The organism is Chloroflexia bacterium SDU3-3 (genome assembly GCA_009268125.1).
In the GTDB taxonomy this organism is placed as follows: domain Bacteria; phylum Chloroflexota; class Chloroflexia; order Chloroflexales; family Roseiflexaceae; genus SDU3-3.
This window is the reverse complement of the sequence record WBOU01000002.1, coordinates 469,120-493,700: the sequence shown is the minus strand read 5'-3', so window position 1 is coordinate 493,700 and position 24,581 is coordinate 469,120. Positions and strand designations below refer to the sequence as shown.

17 protein-coding genes are annotated in these 24,581 nt (G+C 68.3%); 3 read left to right on the top strand and 14 right to left on the bottom strand.

Translation table 11 applies throughout. The features are described from left to right. The first annotated feature begins 122 nt into the window (after positions 1-122). Entirely contained in the window at positions 123-1,424 is a 1,302-nt protein-coding gene (locus tag F8S13_04810) for an MFS transporter (GenBank protein KAB8145153.1), read from the top strand. On the opposite strand, the gene F8S13_04805 is transcribed toward F8S13_04810, so the two are convergent. Further along, the gene (locus tag F8S13_04805) at positions 1,421-2,062 is read right to left on the bottom strand and encodes a response regulator transcription factor (protein ID KAB8145152.1); all 642 of its coding nucleotides are present in this window, start codon (positions 2,060-2,062) and stop codon (positions 1,421-1,423) included. The genes F8S13_04810 and F8S13_04805 overlap by 4 nt on opposite strands. Positions 2,063-2,460: 398 nt before the next feature. On the opposite strand from F8S13_04805, the gene F8S13_04800 reads away from it, so the two are divergent. Continuing rightward, positions 2,461-5,556: a tetratricopeptide repeat protein gene (locus F8S13_04800; protein ID KAB8145151.1), complete on the top strand. Its 3,096-nt coding sequence runs from the start codon at positions 2,461-2,463 to the stop codon at positions 5,554-5,556. Positions 5,557-5,818: 262 nt separating this feature from the next. Here F8S13_04800 and F8S13_04795 read toward each other — a convergent pair whose 3' ends face one another. From F8S13_04795 to F8S13_04735, 13 genes are all read right to left on the bottom strand, one after another. Next, the gene (locus F8S13_04795) at positions 5,819-6,778 is read right to left on the bottom strand and encodes a transglutaminase family protein (GenBank protein KAB8145150.1); all 960 of its coding nucleotides are present in this window, start codon (positions 6,776-6,778) and stop codon (positions 5,819-5,821) included. Positions 6,779-6,833: 55 nt separating this feature from the next. Continuing rightward, entirely contained in the window at positions 6,834-7,790 is a 957-nt protein-coding gene (locus F8S13_04790; protein KAB8145149.1) for an alpha-E domain-containing protein, read from the bottom strand. A gap of 30 nt (positions 7,791-7,820) precedes the next feature. Continuing rightward, positions 7,821-9,212 carry a circularly permuted type 2 ATP-grasp protein gene (locus tag F8S13_04785; GenBank protein KAB8145255.1) on the bottom strand — a complete coding sequence of 464 codons (1,392 nt, stop codon included), beginning with the start codon at positions 9,210-9,212 and terminating at the stop codon, positions 7,821-7,823. Positions 9,213-9,518: 306 nt separating this feature from the next. After that, on the bottom strand, positions 9,519-10,082 hold the full coding sequence (locus F8S13_04780) for a pyridoxamine 5'-phosphate oxidase family protein (GenBank protein ID KAB8145148.1): 564 nt from the start codon (positions 10,080-10,082) through the stop codon (positions 9,519-9,521). Between the two features lie 20 nt (positions 10,083-10,102). Beyond that, positions 10,103-10,648, bottom strand: a complete 546-nt coding sequence (locus tag F8S13_04775; GenBank protein ID KAB8145147.1) for a metal-dependent hydrolase — start codon at positions 10,646-10,648, stop codon at positions 10,103-10,105. Continuing rightward, positions 10,578-11,138, bottom strand: a complete 561-nt coding sequence (locus F8S13_04770; protein KAB8145146.1) for a metal-dependent hydrolase — start codon at positions 11,136-11,138, stop codon at positions 10,578-10,580. Before F8S13_04770 ends, F8S13_04775 begins: the two co-directional genes overlap by 71 nt. Next, positions 11,054-11,806: an NAD(P)-dependent oxidoreductase gene (locus F8S13_04765; GenBank protein ID KAB8145145.1), complete on the bottom strand. Its 753-nt coding sequence runs from the start codon at positions 11,804-11,806 to the stop codon at positions 11,054-11,056. Before F8S13_04765 ends, F8S13_04770 begins: the two co-directional genes overlap by 85 nt. A gap of 137 nt (positions 11,807-11,943) precedes the next feature. Beyond that, positions 11,944-14,535 carry a DEAD/DEAH box helicase gene (locus F8S13_04760; protein KAB8145144.1) on the bottom strand — a complete coding sequence of 864 codons (2,592 nt, stop codon included), beginning with the start codon at positions 14,533-14,535 and terminating at the stop codon, positions 11,944-11,946. A 762-nt stretch (positions 14,536-15,297) separates the two neighbouring features. Then, positions 15,298-16,371 (bottom strand): DNA topoisomerase IB, encoded by a 1,074-nt coding sequence (locus F8S13_04755; GenBank protein ID KAB8145143.1) that lies wholly within the window; start codon positions 16,369-16,371, stop codon positions 15,298-15,300. A 141-nt stretch (positions 16,372-16,512) separates the two neighbouring features. Beyond that, positions 16,513-17,406 (bottom strand): carbohydrate ABC transporter permease, encoded by an 894-nt coding sequence (locus tag F8S13_04750; GenBank protein KAB8145142.1) that lies wholly within the window; start codon positions 17,404-17,406, stop codon positions 16,513-16,515. A 16-nt stretch (positions 17,407-17,422) separates the two neighbouring features. After that, complete coding sequence (locus tag F8S13_04745) at positions 17,423-18,403, bottom strand: sugar ABC transporter permease (GenBank protein KAB8145141.1); 981 nt, start codon at positions 18,401-18,403, stop codon at positions 17,423-17,425. Positions 18,404-18,652: 249 nt separating this feature from the next. After that, entirely contained in the window at positions 18,653-20,161 is a 1,509-nt protein-coding gene (locus F8S13_04740) for an extracellular solute-binding protein (GenBank protein ID KAB8145140.1), read from the bottom strand. Between the two features lie 94 nt (positions 20,162-20,255). Then, entirely contained in the window at positions 20,256-21,296 is a 1,041-nt protein-coding gene (locus tag F8S13_04735) for a LacI family transcriptional regulator (GenBank protein ID KAB8145139.1), read from the bottom strand. Positions 21,297-21,586: 290 nt separating this feature from the next. On the opposite strand from F8S13_04735, the gene F8S13_04730 reads away from it, so the two are divergent. Then, entirely contained in the window at positions 21,587-24,580 is a 2,994-nt protein-coding gene (locus tag F8S13_04730; protein ID KAB8145138.1) for an XRE family transcriptional regulator, read from the top strand. Position 24,581: the final 1 nt, after the last annotated feature.

Sequence of the window (24,581 nt, the reverse complement as noted above, 5' to 3'; positions counted from 1 at the left end):
CCCTGAACGAGGATGGCGATCTGGTGGTCGACAGCGAGTCGCTGCGCGAGGCGGTGGCCGCCGCCGAGCACACGCCCGAACCGCAGCCGTACTCCACCAAGATCATCTTCATCTACTAGCCCATGTCTGCCTCGGGCCAGGGCATTCAAGCCCTGGCCCGAACGGCTTGCCCTCGCATAGCACCGAGGATGAAACCTATGACCACTGGAACTCGTCTCTGGAACCGCAATTTCCTGCTGCTGTGGCTCGGCCTGGTGCAGTCGTACCTGGGCGATGCGTTCTCGGTGGTGGGGCTCACGTGGCTGCTCTCGCGCTCAAGCGATGGGGCGGGGGCGGTGGCCACCGCGCTGGCGCTGCAGTCGCTGCCCCGGCTGCTGGGGCCGCTGGCCGGGGTGGTGGTGGACCGCGTCAGCAAGAAGGCGCTGATGATCGGCTGCGACCTGGCGCGCGGCGCTATTTTGCTGGCCATGGGCGGGCTAGAGGCGGCGCATATGCTCTCGCTCGGGCATATCTACGTCTTCAGCGTGCTGCTGGCAGTGCTGGCGCTGGGCTACTCGCCCTCGCTGCGCATCCTGCTGCCCAGCGTGGTGCCAAACGAGGCGCTGCCCACCGCCAACTCGGCCATCCAGTTTGGCATGCAAGCCGCGCTGATCGTGGGCAGCAGCCTGGCGGGGCTAGCCCTGACCTTCACCGATGTGGCGGCGGCGCTGCTGGTGGATGGCGGCTCGTTCATCCTGTGCGCCCTGATGCTCGGCCTGGTGCAGTTCCCGGCCCGCCTGACCGCCAGCAAGGCGCTGGGCGCAGGCCAGATCTGGCAGGATCTGGCCGAGGGCTTCCGCTACATCGCTGCGCGGCGGCTGATCCTGGCGCTCACCGCGCTGGCCTGCTGCCTGAACTTCCTGCTCGGCCCGGTGAACATCGTGTTCCCGATCTACGCCGATCTGCTGGGCAGCGGGGTGCAGGGGTTCGGCGTGCTCACCTCGGCGCTGGGGGTGGGCCTGCTGCTGGGTAGCCTGGCCGCAGGCGTGATCGGCGACCGCCTGACGCCGCTGCAGGCGTTTGCGGTGGGGCTATCGGGCATGGCGCTGGCGCTGCTGGGCCTGGGCTACGCGCCCACCATCGCGCTCTCGCTGGCCATGGCCGCGCTGCTGGGCAGCATGGTGCCGATCATCCAGGTGCCCCTGGTGTCACAGCTGCAGCGCAACGTCGCGCCCGAGTTCCAGGGCCGGGTGTTCGCCACCCTTGAGACGCTGGCCACGCTCTCCATCCCGATCTCGGCGCTGCTGATCGGCCAGTCGCTGCGCGTGATCCCGGTGCGCTGGGTCTTTGTGGGCGGGGCCGCTGGCGTGGCCGCCCTGGTGCTGGTGTGCCTGCTGGCCCTGCGGCGGCAGCCCGCCCCCGAGGTCCAGCCCTCGGCCACCTAGATGATGCCCAGCCGCAGCGCGGTGGCCACCGCGTGCACGCGGTTGCTAGCCGAGAGCTTATCCTCGATCGTGCGCACCTTGCGCTTCACCGTCACCTCGCTCCAGAACATCCGCTCGGCGATATCGCGCGAGGTCGCGCCGCTGGCCAGCAGCTGCAGGATGTCGATCTCCTGTAGCGAGAGCCGCGCGTCGGCGGGGGCCGCGCCCTGCACCAGCAGGTGGCCGTAGCCATCCACGATAAACGGCATCATCTCGGGGGCAAGCAGCCGCTGGCCACGGTAGACCGCGCGGATGGCCTGCACCAGCTTGTCGTGCGAGGTGTTCTTCAGCAGGTAGGCATGCGCGCCCGCGTCGAGCGCGTGCAGCATGTGCTTGACATCGCGGTAGTTGGAAAGCACCACCAGCCGTGCGCTGGGCATCGCCTGGGCGATCTCGCGCACCTGCTGGATGCCGCCCTCGCCATCCATGCCCGTATCCAGCAGCACCACATCGGGCAGCGCCGCGCCCAGCGGGGCGCACAGGCGCTCGTCGCTGGCGCACTCGCCGATCACATCCAGATCCTGCTCGCGCGCAAGCAGGACGCTGAGGCCATGGCGGTAGATGGCCTGATCATCGATCAGAAACACGCGAATCCGCATATGTTCCCCCTCTCTCCCCAGCGCAGCGAAGGCTAGCCGCTCCGATCCGCTCGGCCTTGCACCCTAACATCTTCTAGACAAGTGCTCAACTTCATCCGATAATGGGTAAGATCCACGTTATACATGAGCAACGAGGCTACGACAGCGGGGGGCTGTGGCCGATCAGGCCATTGGGGAAGTCGTCGGCGGCAAGGGCTGGGGCCTGCGGTATCGGGGGGACGATCTGACCAAGCCCAAAGGTGAACAGCAGCAGCAGGGCGGTAAGCGCGATACATAGCCGACGAAGAATGTGCTGCAGCATAAGAACCTCGCTTGCTATAATGGGGGATACAGAATGTACGATAGCATATACCGGTGAGTTCGCATAAATCTCTCATGGACTCCCTGAGGTCGAGCGCATGATCGATGTACCGCATAAGATCTTTGTCCCACAGCGCCCCTACCACCTCATCACGCGCCAGCAGCCGCTCACGTACTTCTGCAAGCTGGTCCAGCAGCGCCAGATCATCGCCGTGACCGCCCCGACGGGCTATGGCAAGACATCGCTGCTGATCGATTTTGCCCAGGTGTCGCCCTTCCCGCTCTGCTGGTACATGCTCGACAGCTACGATGCCGACCCGTGGGTGTTTATCGAGTACCTGGCCGCCGCCATCCGCCGCACCTTCCCCGCCTCGCTGCCGCAGACATGGACCATGCTGGGCAGCAACGGCCACCCCATGTGGCGCTCGGTGGTGGCCTCGCTGATGCGCGAGATCAGCATGCTGGGCCAGGATGCCATCCTGGTGCTCGACGACTGGCACCTGGTCAGCACATCTACCGAGATCGCCCACCTTATCGCCGATCTGGCCACCCACTGCCCCAATTTGCACATCATCCTCACCTCGCGCGAGCGCACCGTGCTGCCAAACGAGATGCTGCTGACCGCCCGTCGCCAGTTTGTCTGCCTGGATGAGGGACTGCTCTGCTTTACGCCCGACGAGGTGATGGCGGTGGTGGCCGCCGACGAGACACTGGCCCTCCCGCCCGAGCAGGTGCGCGGCCTGGCCGCCGAGTACGACGGCTGGATCGCCGGGATCTTGCTGGCGGTCGAGTCGGCCCAGCAAACCCCCGACGGCGCAGCGCCGCCCAGCCACCAGCGCACCCAGCGGCTGCTCTCCGAGCAGATCCTCAACCACCTGCCCCCGCACATCCAGACCTTCCTGCACGAGACCTCGCTGCTCGATGAGGTGACAGCCCCCCAGTGCGATGCGCTGCTGGGCCGCTGCGACTCCGCCGAGCTGCTCGACTATGTGCTGGCCAAGCGGCTGTTTGTGCGCGAGCTGCTGCCCGGCGTGGTGCGCTACCACCCGATCTTCCGCGACCTGCTGATCGCGCGCTTTCGGCGGCTGGAGCCAGCCCGCTACCGCGCCATTATGGATCGGCTCACCCGCTTGTACGTCGGACAGCGCCACTGGTCGCGGGCCTTCGACCTGCACAAGCAGGCGGGCGACCTGGAGTCGGCCCGCCAGATTCTGGAGGCGGGCGGCCACGACCTGCACGCGCAGGGGCGACTTGAAACGCTAGAGCACCTGTTCGCCGCCATCCCGCAGCACCTGCTGGATGCCCCGCTGCTCTGCCTCAAGGCGCGGGTCGAGCTCGACCGCGGCAACCCGCAGCGGGCCGCCGCCCTGATCGAGCGCGCCGCCCAGGCCGCCCCCATAGCCCCCGATGTGCTGCTGGCCCAGGCCCTGCTGGCCAGGGTCTCGGGGCGCTACCAGGATGCCATCGACTTTGCCTCGCAGGTGCTCGCAGGGGCGCCAGGTGGCGCCGATCGCGGCGCGGCCATGCGCACCATCGCCATCGCCCAGCACCGCCTGGGCGACCGCCGCGCCGCCATCGCCACCCTGCAGGCCGCGCTGGATGCCGAGGAGCACACCGGCAGCTCGTTCACCTACGCCCAAACCCTCTACGATCTGGCGATCTGCTACAGCGGCTGTGGCGAGCTGCGCGCCGCCGAGGCCGCCTTCATCCAGGTCGAGCAGCGCTGGGCCGAGCTGGGCAACCAGGGCCTGCACGCGCTGTGCGCCAACAGCCTGGCGCTCACCCAGCACCTGCTGGGCAAGACCAAGCAGGCCTGGGCGAGCACCCAGCAGGCCCTCGGCCACGCCCGCGCCGCCGCCATCCCGCAGTACCTGGCCGCGGTGCTCTCGACCGTGGGCGATATCGCCGCCGACCTAGGGCAGTGGCAGGAGGCCGCCAGCGCCTACGAGAGCGCCCGCCGCGCCGGGGGTAGCGCCTACATCGCCGCCCATGTGGCGCTCTCGCAGGCGCTGCTGCTGGCCCACCAGCAGCGCTACACCGAGGCGGCCCGCACGCTCGACACGCTGGAGGAGGCGGCCCAGCGCCAGGAGCCAGCGCTGGCTCTGATCGTGCGGGCCACCCTGGCGGCGGGCGCGGGCGATCTAGCGGCGGCGCTGGCCCACGCCCGCGAGGCCGTGGCCCAGGCCCGCATGGCCAGCGCACGGCCCACCCAGGTGCGCGCCCTAGCGCTGCAGGCCGCGATCTGCTCGGCCCGCAACCCTGCCGATAGCGCCGAGCCAGTGGCGCTGCTGCGCGAGGCCATGGCGGTGGCCGAGTCGATCGGCCACGAGGCCATCCTGATCATCGCCACCATGCCGCACCAGGCCATGCTGCGCCGCTGCATCGAGGCGCTGCCCCAGGCCCGCCGCTGGCTGGCAACCCAGCGCCAGATGCGCGCCCAGGCCGCCGCGCTGGTGCAGCCGGTGCCGCTGCCAACCCTAGAGCTGCATACGCTGGGCGCCGCCGCCGCGCTGCTCGATGGCCACGATCTGGAGCTGGGCGGGCGCAAAGAGCACCACGTGCTGGCCTACCTGGCGGCGCACCCGCGCGGCGCGACATCCGAGGAGCTGATCGAGGCGATCTGGGTCGAGGATAGCCCCAAGGACACCGCCCGCGCGCTCTACAACGTGATCTACCGCCTGCGCAGCCTGCTCCCCGATCAGGCGATCACCAAATCGGGCCAGCAGCGCTACACGATCAACCCGCAGGCCGTGCGGCTGGTGTGGGATGCGGCACTCTTCCGCGAGCGGCTGCGCGCGGCCAGCGCGGCCTCGGCCCACGAGCGGCTGGACTATCTCTGGGACGCGGTCGAATACTACCATGGGTCGTACCTCGCCTACATCGACGCGCCCTGGTGCGCCGCCACCCGCGCCGAGCTAGAGGAGCAGTACCGCTCGGCGCTGCACCAGGCCGCCGAGCTGGCCAGCCAGCACCGGCTGTGGCTCGACGCCTACCACGCCTACCAGCAGGTGCTGCGGCTCGACCCCTGCGACGAGCAGGCCCACAGCGGCGTGATGCGCTACTACCTGGCGATCGGCAACCGCGCCGCCGCGATAGCCCACTACCACCGCTGCCGCGCCATCTTCCAGCAGGAGCTGCACATCGCCCTCGACCCCGCCTCCGAGCCAGCCCGGATCTTTCGATCGCTCCAGTAGCCTAGCCGCTACCAAATCATAAGCTCATCCGGCTATAAGGCGACTCTCAGCAGATTTTTATCAATCTGGTGCATCATAGTACACGGAAGCAACGTCCATACAACAAGATATAGATCCGGCGAAGGTAGTTCTCTGCCTAGCTTCGCCGCTTACCCCCTCTTTCACGGCTATGCTCACGCATAGCCGTTTTTGATTCTGCGCAGTAGAAAGCGGCGGCGCGGGCACTTTTGGCCCACGCCGCCGCCCGGCAGCCCGCGCAGCGCTACTGCTGCTGTTGCTGCTGCTGCTGATCCTGGATCTCCTGCGCGGTCATGCCTGAGGGCGCGGCCACCCAGCTGATCACCTGCGGCTCCTCGGTGGGCGGCGGCGCGTCGCTGGGCGTCACGTGTACCGCCACCTCCAGCGAGCTGGTGGCCTTACCCTTGAACACCCCGCGCGTCGGCGGCACATCGGCGTAGTCGCGCCCGATCGCGGTGCGGATATGGCGCTCACCAGCGATCAGGTTGTTGGTGGGGTCGAAGCCCACCCAGCCCAGATCGGGCAGCAGCGCCTCGACCCAGGCGTGGGTCGAGTCCGTCACCGAGCGGTCGTGGTCGCTGGTGCGGTGGAACAGGTAGCCGCTCACGTAGCGGGCCGGCACGCCTAGGTTGCGCAGCAGGCCCAGCATAATGTGGGCAAAATCCTGGCAGACCCCGCGCCGCGCCAGGATGGCCTCGGCGATCGGGGTATCGATGTCGGTGGACTGGGGCGCGTACTCGAAGTAGTCGTACAGCGCGGTGTTCAGCTCGCGCAGCATGGCCAGCGGGTCGTCGCCGCGCCGCAGGCCGATATCCTGCGACAGCATAGCCAGCTCGGGCACGGGCTGCACATAGGTGCTGGGGTTCATATAGTCGAAGTAGGCGTCGTCGGCCACCAGCGCGTCGAGCTTGGCCCACGCGCCCGCGCCCAGCCGCTCGGGCAGGGCCGGGGGCTTCTCCATATTCACCAGGGCCTGGGCCGTGATCGTCAGGTGGCTGTGGCGGCCCGGCACATCGAAGTGGTGCACGTAGTTGCCGTAGTCATCGCGGTAGGCCAGCACCCGCGAGCGCGGGCTGGTCTGCAGCGTAAAGTTCACGCTGCGCTGGAAGCCATCGCTGCGCGGCTGCATGCGGATCTCGGTGATGCTCTCGCTGACCGGCGCGCTGTAGTGAAAGCGCGTCACATGGCGGATGGCATAGTACATAGGTGCCCTGATCGCGGCGGCCCGGGTCGCCCCGCGCCGCCGCTGCTACGCCGCGCTAGGAAGCCAGCGCGATATCTGCCGGGTAGGTGATATAGGTCTGGTAGACCGAGTCGTGGATCTGGCCGCACTGGCGCTGGATGGACGCCAGGTACGAGTGCAGATCGTCGGCCATGATCTCATCGACCTGGCCGTAGTCGAGCGCGGCGCGCAGCCGACCGGCCAGGCGCTGGGCGCGGCCCGCGTGGCGCTGGCCGGTGCTGCGCCCGATCGCGCTCAGCGAGTTCTGGATGACCTCGGCGGCGAAGCACACTGAGCGCGGGAAGTCGGGGTTGAGCAGCAGGAACTCGGCCACACGCTCGGGCTGGATGTCGGCGGTGTAGGCCTTGCAGTAGGCCTCAAACGCAGTGCACGACTTCAGCAGCCCCACGAAGTCGAGGTAGTGGTACTCCATCACGGGCTGGGCCACCTCGTTCTCGCGCAGCACGGTGAACTGGGTGCTGAGCAGCGCCGAGGTGTTGTTGGCGCGCTCAAGGAAGCGGCCCACCTGGATGAAGTGCCAGCGCTCGTCGTAGCTCATGGTGCTGTCGGTGATGCCCTGGAACAGGTGAGCGCCCTCGCGCACCAGCTTGAAGAAGCTGTGCGGCTCGTCATCCCAGAACGCCGAGCGGTTGGTGTTGCGCACCTGGAAGTACAGGCGGTTGATCTGCTCGTACATCTCGGTGCTGATCTGCTCGCGCACCTGGCGGGCGTTCTCGCGGGCCTGGGCGATGCAGGCCGCGATCGAGCTGGTGTTGCCGGGCTCGAAGGCCAGCCCTTCGACGATGCCGTAGAGATCGGCCCCGCGCACCGTGGCGTTCAGGCTGGCCAGCACGCGCTCCCAGCGCCGGTCGCGGGCCTCGGGGGTCTGATCGAGCGACTGCGTGAAGTTCACATCCATCAGGCGGGCAGTGTGCTCGGCCCGCTCTAGGTAGCGGCTCATCCAGTAGAGGTTATCGGCCACACGGCTCAGCATACGCGCGCCTTTCCAATTGCATGGGTCTGGCTATTCATACAGCACCCAGGTATCTTTGCTGCCGCCGCCCTGCGAGGAGTTGACCACCAGCGAGCCGCGCTTGAGCGCCACGCGGGTCAGGCCGCCGGGCACGATCGTCACCTGATCGCCGTAGAGGATGTAGGGCCGCAGGTCGATGTGGCGCGGCTCGAAGTTGCCCTCCACAAAGCAGGGGGCCTGCGAGAGCGCCAGGGTGGGCTGGGCGATGTAGTTGCGCGGCTCGGCGATGATGCGGGCGCGGAACTCCTCGCGCTCGGCGGCGGTGCTGTGCGGGCCGATCAGCATGCCATAGCCGCCCGACTCGCCCACGGCCTTCACCACCAGCTTGTCCAGGTTCTCCAGCACGTAGCGCCGCTCCTTCTCATCATCCAGCAGGTAGGTCTCCACATTGTTGATGATCGGCTCCTCGCCCAGGTAGTAGCGGATGATCCGCGGCACGTAGGCGTAGATCGCCTTGTCGTCGGCGATGCCGGTGCCCACCGCGTTGGCCAGGGCCACATTCCCGGCCCGGTAGGCGTTGATCAGCCCAGCCACGCCCAGCATCGAGTCGGGGCGGAAGGCCAGCGGGTCGAGGAAGTCGTCGTCCACGCGGCGGTAGATCACATCCACGCGCTTGAGGCCGCCGGTGGTGCGGGTGTACACCACATTGTCGTGCACCAGCAGGTCGCGCCCCTCCACCAGCTCGATGCCCATCTGGCGGGCCAGGTAGGTGTGCTCGAAGTAGGCCGAGTTGTAGACGCCGGGGGTGAGCAGCACGATATTAGGGTCGGGCCGACCCGCCGGGGCCAGCGCGCGCAGCGTGGAGAGCAGCGCCTGGCCGTACTGGTCGACCGAGCGCACGCCGTAGCTGCCGAACAGGTTGGGGAAGACCTTCTTCATCACCGAGCGGTTGGCCAGCATGTACGAGACGCCGCTGGGCACGCGCAGGTTGTCCTCCAGCACGGCGAAGCTGCCATCCTCCAGCCGGATGAGGTCGGTGCCCACCACCGAGACGTAGATGTTGCGCGGCACGTGCACGCCGCGCATCTCGCGCCGGTAGTGGCGGCAGCTGTAGACCAGCGAGCGCGGGATGACCTTGTCAGCCAGGATCTTGCCCTCGTGGTAGATGTCGCGCAGGAACATGTTGAGCGCGGTGATGCGCTGGGTCAGGCCCTTCTCGATGGTGGCCCACTCGTGGGCGGGGATGATGCGCGGCAGCAGGTCGTAGGGGAAGACCCGCTCGGTGCCCTCGTCGCGCCCGTAGACGGTGAAGGTGATGCCCTGGCTGAGAAAGGCCAGGTTGGCGGCCTGCTGGCGGCGGTCCAGCTCGTCGGCGGTCATGTCGTTCAGGCGCTCATAGATCGACTGGTAGTGCGGGCGAACCTGCTGCTCTGTTGCGAACATCTCGTCGTACGCCACATCCAGCTGGTAGGCGTCGAACGACGTGTTCGAGGCATGCGCCGTTTCTTTCTGGCTTGCTGACAATGGTTCACCTGACCTTGATACACAAGCGCCCCGCGGCGTGCGCGGGGCGGCGTTGCGGCTATTATCAGTGGGCGGAAAAGACCGCTTCTCTGTAGTGTAGCCATCCGCGTCGGGGCATGTCAATCGTGAAAGATCACGAACTGCAAGCGACTTTAGTTGTATATTTCCACTTATCTTTCATGCAGGCAGTGGCGCGGCGCTCGATCCGCCGCGCCAGGGCAACCGCTAGCGCTGCGGGGGCGGGTAGAGGAAGGCGCCGGGGAAATCGTCGGCCACGCGCTTCTGCTTGCCGCTCCAGGCCTCGATGCGGATGCGGTACACCGCAGTGCGCTTCAGCTCATCCTCGGTGATGGCGCGGTAGTCCTCACCAGGGCGCAGGTGGGTGAAGTACTTGTCCAGCAGCAGCTGGAGACCGTGCCGGGCCTCGGCCTCATCCTCCACAATGCTGGCCCTGCCGAAGGCCACCACGCCGGTGTACTCCACGCTCATGTTCAGCGCGTTCTCGGCGGGCAGCAGCCGCCCCATGCTGAACACGCTGAAGCACACGCGGGCCTCGGCCTCGACATTGGCGCGGGTGCGGCCCACCTGGGCGGTGTGCATGTATAGGCAGTGGCGCTCGGCGTCGTAGGCGAAGATGTTGCTGTTGATAAAGGGCTGGCCGTCGTGCACGGTGGCCAGCACGCCCACCGGCGCAGCGGCTACCATCTCGGCGATCCAGGCCTCGTCGGCCACGGCGCGGTCGCGGCGGCGCACCTCGGCGTAGGGCTGGGCGGCGTAGTCTTTTGCCATGGTTGGTGCTCTCTCTCTAGCTACTTGGCCGCAGCCAACGTGCGCGTGATCTGGTCGGTGTGGGCCACACAGTGGGCGGCGACGCTGGCGAGCATGTCGCTCACCACCATCGGGCCGCGCTCGGGGTGGTAGAACGGGCGCTGCCAGGCCTCGTCGGGCAGGCTGGCGAAGAAGCTGGTCATGCGCACGTGCAGGCCGCGCAGCAGCGCCATTGATGGCGTTATGTCCAGCTCGGCGGCGTCGGGCTGGGCGGCCCACGCATCCTGGTCGAAGGGCTTGACCGTCGGGTTCTCCTGGGTGACGGCGAACTTGCAGCGCAGGTAGGCGTGCATATGCGCGTCGGCCAGGTGGTGGACGTTCTGCGCCACCGTCCACTCACCTGCCAGGTAGGGCGTGCCAAGCTGCTCGGGCGTCAGGTGCTCGACCAGGGCCGCCAGCTCGGCGGGGAAGCGGCGCAGCAGCTCGATCTGTTCGTGTATGCTCATGGGTGCTCCCTCACTCCTGCGCGGCGGCCAGCGTGCGCGCGATCTGGTCGATATGGCCCTGGCCGTGCGCCACATAGTCATCGAGCAGCTGGCCCAGGGTCACGGTGCCGCGCTCGGGGTGGAAGATCGTGCGCGCCCAGGCGGCCTCGGGCAGCGCCGCGAAGAAATCGGCCCAGCGCGTGTGCAGGCCGCGCAGCAGCGCCATGGATGGCGCGAGGTCGACATCCGACGCGTCGGGCAGCGCCGCCCACACATCCTGGTCGTAGGGCTTGATCGTCGGGTTCTCCTCGGCCAGCGCGAACTTGCAGCGGGTGTAGCTGTGCATGTGCGAGTCGGCTAGGTGGTGGACGTTCTGCGCCACCGTCCACTCGCCCGCCAGGTAGGGCGTGCCAAGCTGCGCGGGCGTCAGCTTTCCCACCAGCAGCGCCAGCTCGTTGGGGAAGATGCGCAGCCGGTCGATCTGCTCGTACAATCGTTCCTGTAGGGTCATGTTCTCCCTCGCTCTCTTGACACTGGCCCGATCGGCTCGCCAGCGCTCGGCTGGCCCGCCATGCGGAACTGCGGGTTCCATCCCAGCTCGGCGATAGCCCGCTGGCTCGTCACCTCCAGCGCGTCCTCGACCACGTTGTAGACGCCAGCGCCGCCGCGCGCCACCGCCAGCGCCGCCGCGTGCGCCGCCGCATCCACGTGCACCACGCAGGGCGGCGCGAGGGCCTCGACGCCCGTCGCTGGGCCGTAGAAGCGCCCGTAGCGCAGCACCACCCCCGCGAAGTCGCCCCCCAGCACCTGGCGCTCGAAGTCGCGCAGGGCTGGCGAGGCCAGCGGGGCCTGCTCGTCGTAGGGCTGCGGGCCGGGCTGGTAGGCAAAGGCGATGCTCTGCGCGATAAAGCGGCGCACCGCGAGGCCACGGCAGCCGAGGATGAGGTTGCGCGTGCCGACATCGCGGATCTTTGCGTTGCGGGCGCGGGCAGCCTCCATCTGCGCGGCTGGCAGGCCGAAGGGCAGATCGGTCAGCTGGTGGATGATCACGGTCGGGCGGATGGAGGCGAGCAGGCTGGACAGCTGCGGGGCGTCGTAGACATCGGCGATAGCCGGGTGCACCTGGAGCGACTCAAGCTGAGCGGCCCGCTCGCGGCGGCGGGTCATGCCAAATACCTCGTAGCCCTCGGCGGCCAAGATCTGGCAGACTACCCGCCCCACCGCGCCGGTGGCCCCCGCGACAAAGATCCGTGTGCTCATCTGCCCCCTGCCTCGCTTGCGGCTGCCGCCAATCAATCCTTCGCACCCATACTACATGCAGATTGGACCCGTGTTAAGAGCCAATCTGCATCACTTGTATGGTGCCAATGTCGTGGGGGCAAGCGCTCGCCAGCGGGCTAGGGGGCCAGCTTGGCGATCTCGGCCTCGATCTGGTCGAGGGCGGCGCGCGAGGCGAGGTCGAGCGCGCCGGTGCGCTCGGTGGAGATGCGGTAGCGCAGGGCCACCAGCAGGGCGGCCTGGCGCGGCCCTTTGGGGGTGGCGCGGGCCTTGGCCAGCCGGTCGCGCAGCTCGAACACTAGGGCGCGCGCGCTGCCGGGGGCGGCTGGGCTGGCGCTGGCCGGGTCGCCCAGGCCGCGCCGCGCGGGCACGGGCACATCCAGCAGCAGCGAGGCCAGCGCCGCCGCGCCCGGCTTGGAGAGGTGCTGGTTGCCGTTGCCGCACTTGGGCGACTGGATGCAGGCCGGGCAGCCGTCGGCGCAGGGGCACTCGACCAGCAGGGCGCGGGTCTGCTTCCACCACTCCTCGGCCTGCTCGTAGCCCACCTGGGCGATGCCCACGCCGCCCGGCACGCCGTCGTACACGAAGATGGTGGCCTGCTTGGTGTCGGGGTGATCGTCGGTGGAGAGGCCGCCGATGTCGGCCCTATCGCACTGGGCCAGCAGGGGCAGCATGCCGATGCAGGCGTGCTCCATGGCGTGCAGGGCGTCCAGCGGCTCGTCGCACTCGGCATCCAGCCTGCGCACCAGCTCGCGCGGCACCGTCCACCACACCGCCACGGTGCGAAACGAGAGCGGCGGCAGGTTCAGGTCGTGCTCCGAGATCACCTCGTCGCTATAGAGCTTCTTGCGGCGGTAGCCGGTGACGCGGCGCGTGACCTGCACCACGCCCAGGCAGAGCGTGGATGGCCCCAGCTGTCGCTGCTCGCGCACGCGCTCGACGGCGATCTCGGTCTCCTCGATCGTCTGGGTGAAGTAGTCGGCCTCGGTGCGGCGGGCCAGCGCGGCGCGCTCGTTCAGCTCGCTCACCAGGTACGAATCGCCCTGGTGCAGGTAGACCGCGCCGGGGTAGACCTCGAAGGGCGCGCGGGTGGCCGAGACCTGCTCGATGGTGCGGCCCGTCTCGCTGTCCTTCAGCGCGATCGGGTCGCCGTCCGCCGAACGGATGTTGACCTCGGCTGCGGGCTTCTCGGCGCAGATCGCGCGGCCATCCTCCAGCGCGCGCAGCTGGCCGTGGCGCAGCAGGTAGTCGCGCATCTGCGGGTAGGTCGGGCCGAACCACAGCGCGTCGGCGTCGTGCAGGGGCAGCTCGGCGGCGGCGCAGCGCAGCTGGTCGCGCAGGATGAAGGGGTTGTCGAGCGCCACGCGGGCGTGCTCGTGCGAGCGGGCGAAAAACTGCTCGGGGTGGCGCATGTAGAACTGGTCAAGCGGGTCATCCTGGCCCACCAGCACGGCCAGGGCATGGCCCTTGCTGCGCCCGGCGCGGCCCGCCTGCTGCCACGTGCTGGCCACGCTGCCGGGGAAGCCGCCCATCACCACCGCATCCACCCCGCCGATGTCCACACCTAGCTCCAGCGCGTTGGTGCTGACCATGCCGCGCAGCTCACCGCTCTGGAAGGCCAGCTCTAGCTCGCGGCGCTGCTCGGGGGTGTAGCCCGCGCGGTAGGCGGCCACCTGCGGGTTCTCGTCCGCCGCCGGGCGGGCGTAGGCCCCGGCGCGGCCCGCCAGCGCCTCGCGGGTGTAGCGCAGCACCAGCTCGGCCCCGCGCCTGCTGCGGGCGAAGGCCAGCGTCTTCACCGCGCTGCGCGACAGGTGGGCCAGCAGGCTGGCGGTCTCCACATTGGTGGATCGCCGCCTGCCGCTCTCCTCGGCGCTCCTGCGCCCCAGGCCGCGCTGGCGGCTGCGGTCCTCGGCCAGGGGCGGGTTCCAAAACACGAACGAGCGCACGCCCTGCGGCGCGCCGTCGCCGTCGATCACGCGCACGGGGTCGCCCACCAGCGCGGCCAGGTGCTCCTGCGGGTTGGCGCTAGTGGCCGAGCAGCAGATAAACTGCGGCGCGCTGCCGTAGTGGGCGCACACGCGGCGCAGCCGCCGCAGCACCAGGCCCACGTGCGTGCCGAACACCCCACGGTAGATGTGGGCCTCGTCGATCACGATGTAGCGCAGGTTGGCCAGCAGCGCAGCCCAGCGCTGGTGGTCGGGCAGCAGCGTGCGGTGTAGCATGTCGGGGTTGGAGAGGATGATCTGGGCCTGGGCGCGCAGCCGGTCGCGCTCGCGGTAGGGCGTGTCGCCATCCAGCGCGGCGGCGTGGATGGGCGGCGCGCCGTGGCGGGCCAGCGCATCCAGCAGGCCGCCCAGCGAGCGCATCTGGTCGTGGGCCAGCGCCTTGGTGGGGAACAGCAGCAGGGCGCGGCTCTGCGGGTCGGCTAGGATGGACTCGACGGAGGGCAGCTGGTAGCACAGCGTCTTGCCGCTGGCGGTGGCGGTGACCACGCCGATATGGCCGCCCGCCCGCGCCGCATCCAGCGCGGCGGCCTGGTGGGCGTAGAGCCGCGCCACGCCGCGCTCGGCTAGCGCCGCCGCCAGGGCGGGCGCAAGCGGCTGGGCAGGGTCGGCCAGCCGCGCCTCTTTGGCGGGCAGCGGCTCGACGTGGGCGATCTGGCTCTGGTAGCCGGGGATCTGGCGGAGCAGTTGGACAAAATCGATTGACATGGCGGCATTGTAGCACGACCAATGGCCACACCACGAGGGCGCGAAGGTCGTTTTACCACCAAGACGCCAAGACACCAAGGAGCACGAGACCCTAGGTAGCACACAGACCCGAAGGTTCAAAAAACCGATTTGCCCCAAGATGCCAAAAGGCGGAAAGAGCGCAGACAGAACGCATAGAGCCTGGAGCTTCGGCAGCGCCTAGGGGACTGCCCCTCGGCACCCCGCCAGGGGGCATCGCCCTCACATGGTGTCACTTTTTCGCAGTGTTTCCCATCAGCCATGGCGGTGGTACGTGTTCGGTGGGTGGATGCCCTGCGCGGGCAGCGCCTAGGGGCCAGCCCCTAGGAACCCCGCGAGGGGGCGTTGCCCCCTTCGAAACCCCCAATTTGGAGCATTCCTATGCCGAAATCAGGCATCTGGTGTTCGTGCATATGGCCAGTATGCACGAGCGGCACCTTCGCCGCATGGGCCGGGTGGGAAGAGGGTGTATCATCGCGGAACCCAATTGCGTCACGTCGGAAGGCGATTGCGTCACGCCGGAAGGCGATTGCGTCACGCCGGAAGGCGATTGCGTCACGTCGGAAGGCGATTGCGTCACGTCGGAAGGCGATTGCGTCACACCGGAAGGCGATTGCGTCACACCGGAAGGCGATTGCGTCGCACCGGAACCCAATTGCGTCACGCCGGAAGGCGATTGCATCGCACCGGAACCCGATTGCGTCACGCCGGAAGGCGATTGCGGCGCACCGGAAGGCGATTGCGTCACGCGTCGGCCTGGCGCAGGCGCTGGCCGAGGAAGGACAGGGCGGCCTGCTCGTGCGGGTCGAGGCCGCCATCATCGGCAAGCTCGGCGGCGGCGTGCTGCAGCAGGGTCTCGATCAGCGTGCCGTCGAGGTAGGCGCTGATCACCTCGGGGTGGATGTAGCTCTTGCGGCAGACCGAGGCGGTGTTGCCCAGCTGCCGGGCCACGCGCTCCACCGCCTGGGCCACGTGGCGCTTGGCCTCTGGCTCGCGCTCGGCGGGGCCAAGCTCGCCCAGGGCCACGGTGCAGAGCACGGTGCCCGCCCAGGTGCGGAAGTCCTTGGCGGTGAAGTGCTCGCCGGTGATCTCCTGCAGGTAGGCGTTCACATCGTCGGATGTGACATCGTGGCGCTGGCCCTGCTCATCCACATACTGGAACAGCTCGTAGCCGGGCAGATCGCGCGAGCGCCGCACGATCTGCGCCAGCCTGCGGTCGCGCACGCTGATCTCGTGGCGCACCCCGCTCTTGCCCTTGAACGAGAAGCGCACCTGCGCGCCCTCGATCTGCACGTGCTTGTCGCGCATGGTGGTCAGGCCGTAGGATTTGTTGCTGCGGGCGTACTCGTCGTTGCCCACGCGGATGAGCGTCAGCTCCAGCAGGCGCACCACGGTGGCCAGCACCTTGGCGCGCGGCAGGCCAGGCAGCGCCATGTCGCTGGCCACGCGCTCGCGGATGTGCGGCAGAGCCTGGCCGAAGGCCAGCATGCGCTCGAACTTGGTCTCGTCGCGCGCGGCGCGCCAGCGCGGGTGGTAGCGGTACTGCTTGCGGCCACGCGCGTCGCGCCCGGTGGCCTGGATGTGGCCGTTGGCGGTGGGGCAGATCCACACATCGGTGTAGGCGGGCGGGATGGCCAGCCGCCGGATGCGGTCGAGCGTGCGCTCGTCGTCGATCGGGCGGCCCCGCGTGTCGAGGTAGACAAACGCCTCGCCGCGCCGCTCGCGCCGGATGCCGGGGCGGCGGTCGCTCACGTAGCGCAGCCCGGCCTCGCTGGCCGCCTGCTGTGGCGCTTCGCCAATGGTGTGCTGCTGGGTCATGGCTGCTCCGCCTTTCGCTGGCCGTCGATCTGCTCGCTGCCTAGGCCAGAAGCAAAAGCGGTGCCACCTTTTTTCTAGGCAAAAACGGCGCGGCCAGGGCATGGGTGCCCTGGCCGCGCCGCGTTGTGGCCGCGAGAAAAGCTACTTGACCGCGCCCGCCGTCAGGCCCTCGACCAGGCGGCGCTGCAGCAGCAGGAAGAGCACGATCACCGGCAGGGTGGAGACCACCGCGCCCGCGCAGATCAGCTCGTAGCGGCTCTGGGCGCTCTGCGCGCCCGAGAACAGCATCAGGCCGAAGGGGATGGTCTTCACCTGCAGCACGCTGGCGAAGAACAGCTCGTCCCAGGCCGTCAGGAAGATGTAGATCGCCGTGGAGACCAGGCCCGGCATGGCCAGCGGCAGGATGATCTGCCAGAAGGCGCGGAAGCGGGTCGCGCCATCCACCTGGGCCTGCTCCTCCAGATCCACCGGGATGGTGGCGAAGAAGGCCCGCAGCGTCCACAGCGACACCGGGATGTAGAAGCCGATGTACAGCAGGATGCCGCCCAGGTTGCTGCCGATCAGCCTGATGCCGGTGACGTTGCGGATCCACACGAAGGTGAGGTAGAGCGGGATGAAGAACAGCGTGCCCGGGATCAGCTGGGTGCCCAGCGCGCTCAGGCCGTAGAGGTCGGAGCCGGGGAAGCGGAAGCGCGAGAGCGCGTAGCCGGTGAGCGCCGAGAACATGGTGGCCACCACGGTCGTCACCGTGCAGATCAGCATGCTGTTCCAAAAGTACTGGCCGAAGTTGGCGCGCTGCCACATATCGGGGTAGTTCTTGAACTGCCATACCTCGGGGAACAGGCCAGCGGTGGTGCTGGTGAACTCGCTGGTGGTCTTGAACGAGCTGATGATCAGGAACAGGATGGGCGCGACCATAAAGAACACCAGCACGATCAGCAGCGCGTCGAGCAGGCGCTCGCGGATGATGCGGCGCACATTCACGTAGGGGCGGGTGCGCACCTGTGGCGCGGGGACAGCCTGTGAGAATTTCATGTATTTCCTCCCCGCACTACTGCGCGGTCAGCGCGCCGCGGAACACGCGGTACCAGAGCGCCACAAAGATCATCGCCAGGAACATGGCCAGCACCGAGGCCGCCGCGCCGTAGCCGTACAGCTGGCTGGAGAAAGTCTGCCGCGCGATCGCGGGGATGAGCAGCTCGGCGTAGGAGCCGTGGTTGGTGCTGCCGAACATCGATGTGGCGATGTTGTAGGGGCCGAAGCCGAACAGCGTGAAGACCACGCCAAACATCACCTGCAGCGCGATGATCGGCTTGAGCATGGGGATGGTGATGTACCAAAACTGCTGGAGCCTGGTCGCGCCATCCACATGCGAGGCCTCGTAGAGATCGCCGGGGATGGTCTGCAGGCCAGCCAGCAGCATCAGGGCGGTGTAGGGCACGCCGCGCCAGATCGCCGGGATGAGCAGCGCCCAGCGGGTGTTCTCATTCAGCAGCCACTGGATGGGCTGGTCGACCACATGCAGCCAGTCGACCAGGATGCGGTTGGCCAGGCCGCCCTGCTGCAGCCAGATGTAGCGCCAGATCAGGCCGACCACGAAGGTGGGCACCACCCAGGGCAGCAGCACCAGCGTGCGGGCGATGCCGCGCCCGATGAACTTGCGGTTGAGCAGCAGTGCGAACACCATGCCCAGGCCCAGGGTGCCCACATTCAGCCACAGGGTGAACCACAGCGCGTTGCGCAGCGCCTGGCTCAGGCCCTTGATATTCGAGCTGCCGCCGCCGGTGAACAGGCCGACCAGGATGTCCTGGTAGTGCTCCAGGCCGACAAACGGCGCGCCCAGGTAGAGCCGCAGCGTGCTCTGGCGCAGGTCCAGGAACGACATATACAGCGCCTGCGCGGTGGGGATGAGGTGGATGAGGATCATCATCAGCAGCGAGGGCGCGATGAAGAGGTAGGCAATGCGGTTCTGCCGAATGCGCTGCCCCAGGCTCAGGCCCGAGGGGTGTCTCAGCTTCAGTTGGATCGCCATAGGGTGCTCCTAGCGTGCGCAGGGCGGGGCGCTGCGCGGGTCGGGTCCGGTATCTTCAAAAATGGCGGCAGGGGCACAAAGGCCCACAGGCAAAAAGGCGAAAAAAGCACAGCTCTTTGCGATTTTCAACAACGGGATGGGCTATCTCTCAAAACCCGCGCGGGCACTGCGGCCCCAACGCAAGGGAACGGGGGCATGCAGGTGTTGGCCTGCATGCTCCCGTACTGCTTCGCACTGGCGGATGCCAGGCTACTTGCCAAGCAGGCTGTCGACGGTCTGGGCAGCCTCATCCAGGCGAGCCTTCACCTGCTCGGTGGTGACGGGCTTGCCAGGCGACGCGGCCACATCCTCCCACACGCTCTGCAGCGCCGACTGGTAGGCATTCTCGATGCCGCCCCACTCGACCACCGCCGGAGCAGCCTTGCCCTTGTTCGCGCCAGCCTTGAAGGCGTCGAACAGCGGGTCGCTGAACGCCTTGTCGGCCTGGGCGGCCTTGAGGGCCGGAAGCATGCCGGTGCTGGCGTTGTAGCGCGCCTGCGACTCGCCGCCGGTCAGGTACTGCACGAACTTCACTGCGGCATCGGGGTTCGGGCAATCCTTGAAGATGCCCAGCTGGCTGCCGCCGACGAAGGTGTACTGGCCGCCCGGGCCAGCCGGGAACTCGGCGAAGGCCAGGTTGGCGCGGGCATCGTCGTTCGACCAGCCGCCGTTGTCCTTGGGGGCGCGGGCCTGGCTGACCAGGTACGACGAGGCGATGATCATCGCGGCCTTGCCGTCGCCAAAGCGAGACTCAGCCTGCGACGAGTTGAGCTCCAGGGTGTCGGGGGCGGTCAGGCCCTTGCCGTACAGGTCGCCGAAGAAGGTCGCGCCCTCAACCGCCTTGTCGGAGTTGAAGATCGCCTGGGTGTTGTCGGTCGACAGGATGTCGCCGCCGTAGTTCCAGATGAACTGCGAGGTGTTCTGCCACACGTTCCAGTCGTTGCGGCCCGGGTGCACGAAGGGGTCGATGCCCAGGTTGGCATCCTTGATCGTCTGCAGGGTCTTCTCGAACGAGGCCAGATCCTTGAAGGCGTCCTTCGGGTCCAGGCCAGCCTTCTTCAGCACGTCGGCGCGGTAGGCGATCGCGCGCACGTCGGTGAACCACGGCACGGCGTAGATCGCCGGGTCGCCCTTGATGCCGGTCAGCTCCCACGATGCGGGCACGAAGGCCTCGGCACCGCCGACAGCCTTGACCTCATCGTCGGTGAAGGTGCGCAGGCCGCCCGTGGCGCTGAAGCCGGGCACCCAGGTGGTGCCGAGCTGGGTCACACAGGCATCCGAGCCGCCCTGCAGGGCAGTCTGGATCTGGGTGAAGCCGGTGCCCCAGTCAACCAGCTGGTAGTCCACGCCGATGTCGGGGTTGGCCTTCACAAAGGCCTCGACCTCAGCCTGCATGAACGCCAGCGGCTGCGCGCCGTTGGGCATAAACCACATGGTGATCTTCTGAGCCGCGCTGTCGTAGTTGCTGGATTTGCCGGTGGTCGGCGCGGGCGTCGGCTCGGCAGTCGCCTCGGCGACGGGGGCCTCGGTGGCGGCGGCGGCGGGGGCCTCGGTAGCGGCGGCAGCAGGAGCCTCGGTGGCAACTGCGGCAGGAGCCTCGGTGGCGGCGGCGGCGGGGGCCTGGGTGGCCGGGGCCTGGGCAGCAGGTGCGCCACACGCGCCCAGCATCATGCTCACCGCGCTCAGGCCGGTGATAAACGGCATTGTTCGCTTCAACATAGGAATCTTTCACTCCTCAGAACACAACGTTCGGCATCAACAACGAAACTAATGCATCTCTGCATATTCGTACGTAGCGAGCGGGAAAACCAGGCTACCTCCCTTCTGGAACACTCCGCTCACGAACGGTACCGCTTGACTCGCGTATGACCAGCTCGGTGGGCAGGCAGATCTGCCGGGCCTCGACCGAGGAACGATGAAGCTGCTCGATAAGCAGATCGGCGGCGGCCATGCTCATCTCGCCGATCGGCTGCCGCACCGTGGTGAGCGGCGGGTCCGAGAACTCGGCGATCGGCAGGTCGTCGAAGCCGACCAGGGCGATGTCGTGCGGGATGCGCAGGCCGCGCGCGTGGATGGCGCGGATGGCCCCCAGGGCCAGGGCATCGCTGGTGGCAAAGATGGCGGTGGGCGGCTGGGGCATGTCCAGCAGCCGGTGGCTCAGCTCGAAGCCCGCGCCCTGCGAGAAATCGCCCTCGACCACCAGCTGGGGGTCGATCGCCAGGCCGCCCGCCATCAGGGCCTGGCGGTAGCCATCGCGGCGATCCATGTTCACGATCATGTGGCTGGGGCCGCTGATCAGGCCGATGCGGCGGTGGCCAAGCCCCACCAGGTGGGAGACCGCCTCGTACGCGCCGCGGCGGTTCTCGGCATCCACCCAGTTGAGGTGGTGGGCGTAGGCGTGCCGCCCGATCAGCACCATGGGCATGTGGTAGCGGATCAGCTCGGGCAGCACCGCGTCGGACATGTCGCTGGAGAGCATGATCACGCCGTCGAAGCGCTTGCCGCGCAGCACCGCATCGTACGAGGTGCTGGCCTCGCCGTAGCGCCCGGCGATCGAGAGGGTCAGGAAGTAGCCGCGGTCGGCGCAGCGCTCGGCGATGCCGTGCAGCAGCTGCGAGAAGAACGGGTCCTGAAACAGGAACGCCGCCTCGCGCGGGATGATCAGGCCGATGGCGTGGCTGGAGCTACCAGCGAGCCGCTGGGCGGCGGCGTGCGGCACATACTTGTAGGTGCGCATCACCTGCAGCACGCGATCGCGGACCACGGGTCGCACGCTGGGGTGGTTGTTCAGCACACGTGAGACCGTCGACCGCGAAACCTTTGCGAGCGCTGCAATTTGTTCGATGGTAGGCATAGCTTTTCAATAGCCCAACTTCGCGCTATCGGCATGAGAGAATCGTACAAGGGTGTAGGCTTATTACAGCATGCCCGCTTTTTTTAGGGAAGAACAGAAATGATACAATCAGCGATAGCAAAGTGATATATCACTGGTAGTGCTCTTTTTACCGGGGGGCGGGCATCCCGTGGTAAACTACAGTTCACGGCGCTGTCGCAGATTTTGCGCGATGCCCAGCGATCTGGTGATCGCTGGCGCTTGCCATACCCGCCCGCGACGCGCGTTACCATACAGCGCAGGAGGCACCGATGCTTCACGATGATTCTTTCGGCCAACGACTTAAGCAGCGCCGCAAGACGCTGGAGTTCACGCAGGATGATCTTGCGCGACGCGTCGGCTGCGCGGTGGTGACGATCCGCAAGATCGAGTCGGGCGAGCTGCGGCCCTCGCGGCTGGTGGCCGAGCGCCTGGCCGACCAGCTGCAGGTGCCCGAGGCCGAGCGGGCGGCCTTCATCGCCCACGCCCGCGGCGAGGTACAGATCCGCCGCAGCAACCTGCCCGCGCCCACCACCTCGCTGGTGGGCCGCGCCGCCGAACTGGCCCGCGCCCACGAGGTGCTGCGCTCCGACGCGCGCCTGCTGACGCTCACCGGCACGCCCGGCATCGGCAAGACGCGGCTGGGCCTGCAGCTGGCCCACGAGCTGCAGCCGGCCTTCCCCGATGGCGTGTTCTTCGTGTCGCTCACCTCGATCAGCGACCACGACCTGGTGCTCTCGACGATCGCGCAGACCTTGGGGCTGCCCGAGCGCTGGTCGCCGCCCATCCAGCAGCAGCTGGTCGATTTTCTGCACGACAAGCAGCTGCTGCTGCTGCTAGACAACTTCGAGCACGTGCTAGCCAGCGCCGCCCAGATCGCCGACCTGCTGACCGCCGCGCCCAAGGTGATGGTGATCATCACCAGCCGCGCCGTGCTGCACCTCTCCGGCGAGCACGTGCTGCTGGTGCCCCCGCTGGACACCCCGGCCAGCCAGCCCGCCGAGCACGCCGCCGCCGAGCGCCTGACCGCGCTGGCCGAGTACCCCTCGGTGGCGCTGTTCTTGGAGCGCGCGCGCGCGGCCAGCCCCACCTTCAAGCTCACCAAGGCCAACGCCCAGGCCATCGCCGACATCTGCATCGGCCTTGAGGGCATCCCGCTGGCGATCGAGCTAGCCGCCGCGCGCGTGCGCGTGTTCTCGCCCCCGGCCCTGTTGGCCCGCCTGGAGCGGCGGCTCACCGTGCTCACCGGCGGCGCGCACGACCTGCCGACCCGCCAGCAGACCCTGCGCGGCACGATCGACTGGAGCTACCAGCTGCTGGAGCCGGATGACCAGGCGGTGTTCCGCAAGCTGGCCTGCTTTGTGGGCGGCTGGTCGCTGGAGGCCGCCGAGGCGGTGTGCGCGCCCCAGCCCGACGCGCCCGCCCGCCCGCTGCTCGACAGCATCGAGTCGCTGCTGAACCAGAGCCTCATCCAGAGCCACGAGGACGCCACCGGCGAGAGCCGATTCACCATGCTGGAGACGATCCGCGAGTACGCGCTGGAGCAGCTGCACGACAGCGGCCAGTACGCCGCCGCCCGCCAGCGCCACAGCGCCTTCTTCACCGCCTTCGCCAGCGCCGCCGAGCCGCAGCTGCAGGGGGCCGACCAGCTGCTGTGGCTGAATAGGCTGGAGACCGACCACGGCAACCTGCGCGCGGCCATGGAGTGGAGCCGCACGCCCGGCGGCGACCCCCAGCACGGCCTGATGATCGCCGGGTCGATCTGGATCTTCTGGCAGACCCACAACCATGTGAGCGAGGGCCGCGCGCGCTTCGCCGCCGCCCTGGCCGAGGCCCCCCAGCCCAGCATCGCCCGCGCCAAGGCACTGAACGGCGCTGGCTTCCTGGCCCGCTGCCAGCACGAGCTGGTGCAGGCCCAGGAGCTGCTGGAGGAGAGCATCTCGCTGTTTCAGCAGCTGGGCGACCAGCGCGGCGCGGCCCACGCCCTGAACAACCTGGGCACCGTGGCGGTGGACCAGTATGACTACGAGCGCGCCGTCTCGCTCTGCTCCGAGAGCCTGGCGATCTCGCGCCGCCTGGGCGACCGCATGCTCTGCTCGTGGGCGCTCACCAACCTGGGGCACCTGGCGGCGCTGCGCTACAACTACGCCGAGTCGGCCCGGCTCTACGCCGAGAGCCTGGCGCTGTTTCAGGAGCTGGGGGCGCGGCGCGGCATCGCCCACGCGATCAGCAACCTGGCGCGCATCGCCTACCTGCGCTACGATTACGCCGAGGCCGAGGAGCGCTACCACGAGGCGATCACGATCTTCCGCGCCCTGGATGACCGCCACAGCGCCGGGCAGACCCTGCTCTCGCTGGCCGATGTGGCGCTGGCCCAGGACAAGCTGGCCTACGCGCTCGACCTGATCGAGCAGGGCCAGGCCATGCTGCGCGCGCTGGGTAACAAGCAGAGCCTGGGCATGGCCATCGCGCTGCGCGGCCAGATAGCCGAGCTGCAGGACAGCCCCGAGCAGGCCCGCAGCTACTACCAGGAGAGCCTGGCGATGTTCCGGCTGGTGGGCGACCAGAGCGGCGCGGCCAAGGCCATCCTGGGCATGAGCAACGCGCTGCTGATGCGGGGCGACAGCGGCATGGCACGCCAGTGGCTCAACGCCTATGTGGCGCTGGCCAGCGAGCTGCGCCAGCCGCGCATGCTGGCCGTGGGCATCTGCATCCGCGACGCGGTGGATATCGCCAGCAGCACCAGCACGGCGATCGTCCAGCTGGAGACCGACCTGGCCCAGTTCCAGGCCGAGCAGAACGAGTGGGGCGTGGGCATCGCGCTGCACATGCTGGGCATCGCGCTGCTGCGGCTGGGCCACCTGGATCGCGCGCAGGCGTGCTACATGCGCAGCCTGGCCATCGCCTACGAGTCGAACGACGCCTGCGGCATCCCCATGCGTCTGATGGGCCTTGCGGCGGTGGCACTGGGCCAGGGCCGCAGCCAGGACGCCATCCGCCTGGGGGCCGCCGCCGAGGCCGCCCGCCAGACCTTCGGGGTCGGGCAGGTGAGCAGCGCGATGATCACACTCGACCGCGACCAGTACGCCGCCACCACGCGGGCGCTGGCGGCGGCCAGCGGCAGCACGCTGGCCCAGCTGGCCGCCGCGCTGCCCCACACATCCTCCGCCGAGGCGGCGCTCGAAAACGCCTTCGGCCCTGGCGCGGTGCAGTACATCCGATCGTATCAGGGCGAGCAGCTGCCCGCCGGGTACGCGCCGCTCTAGG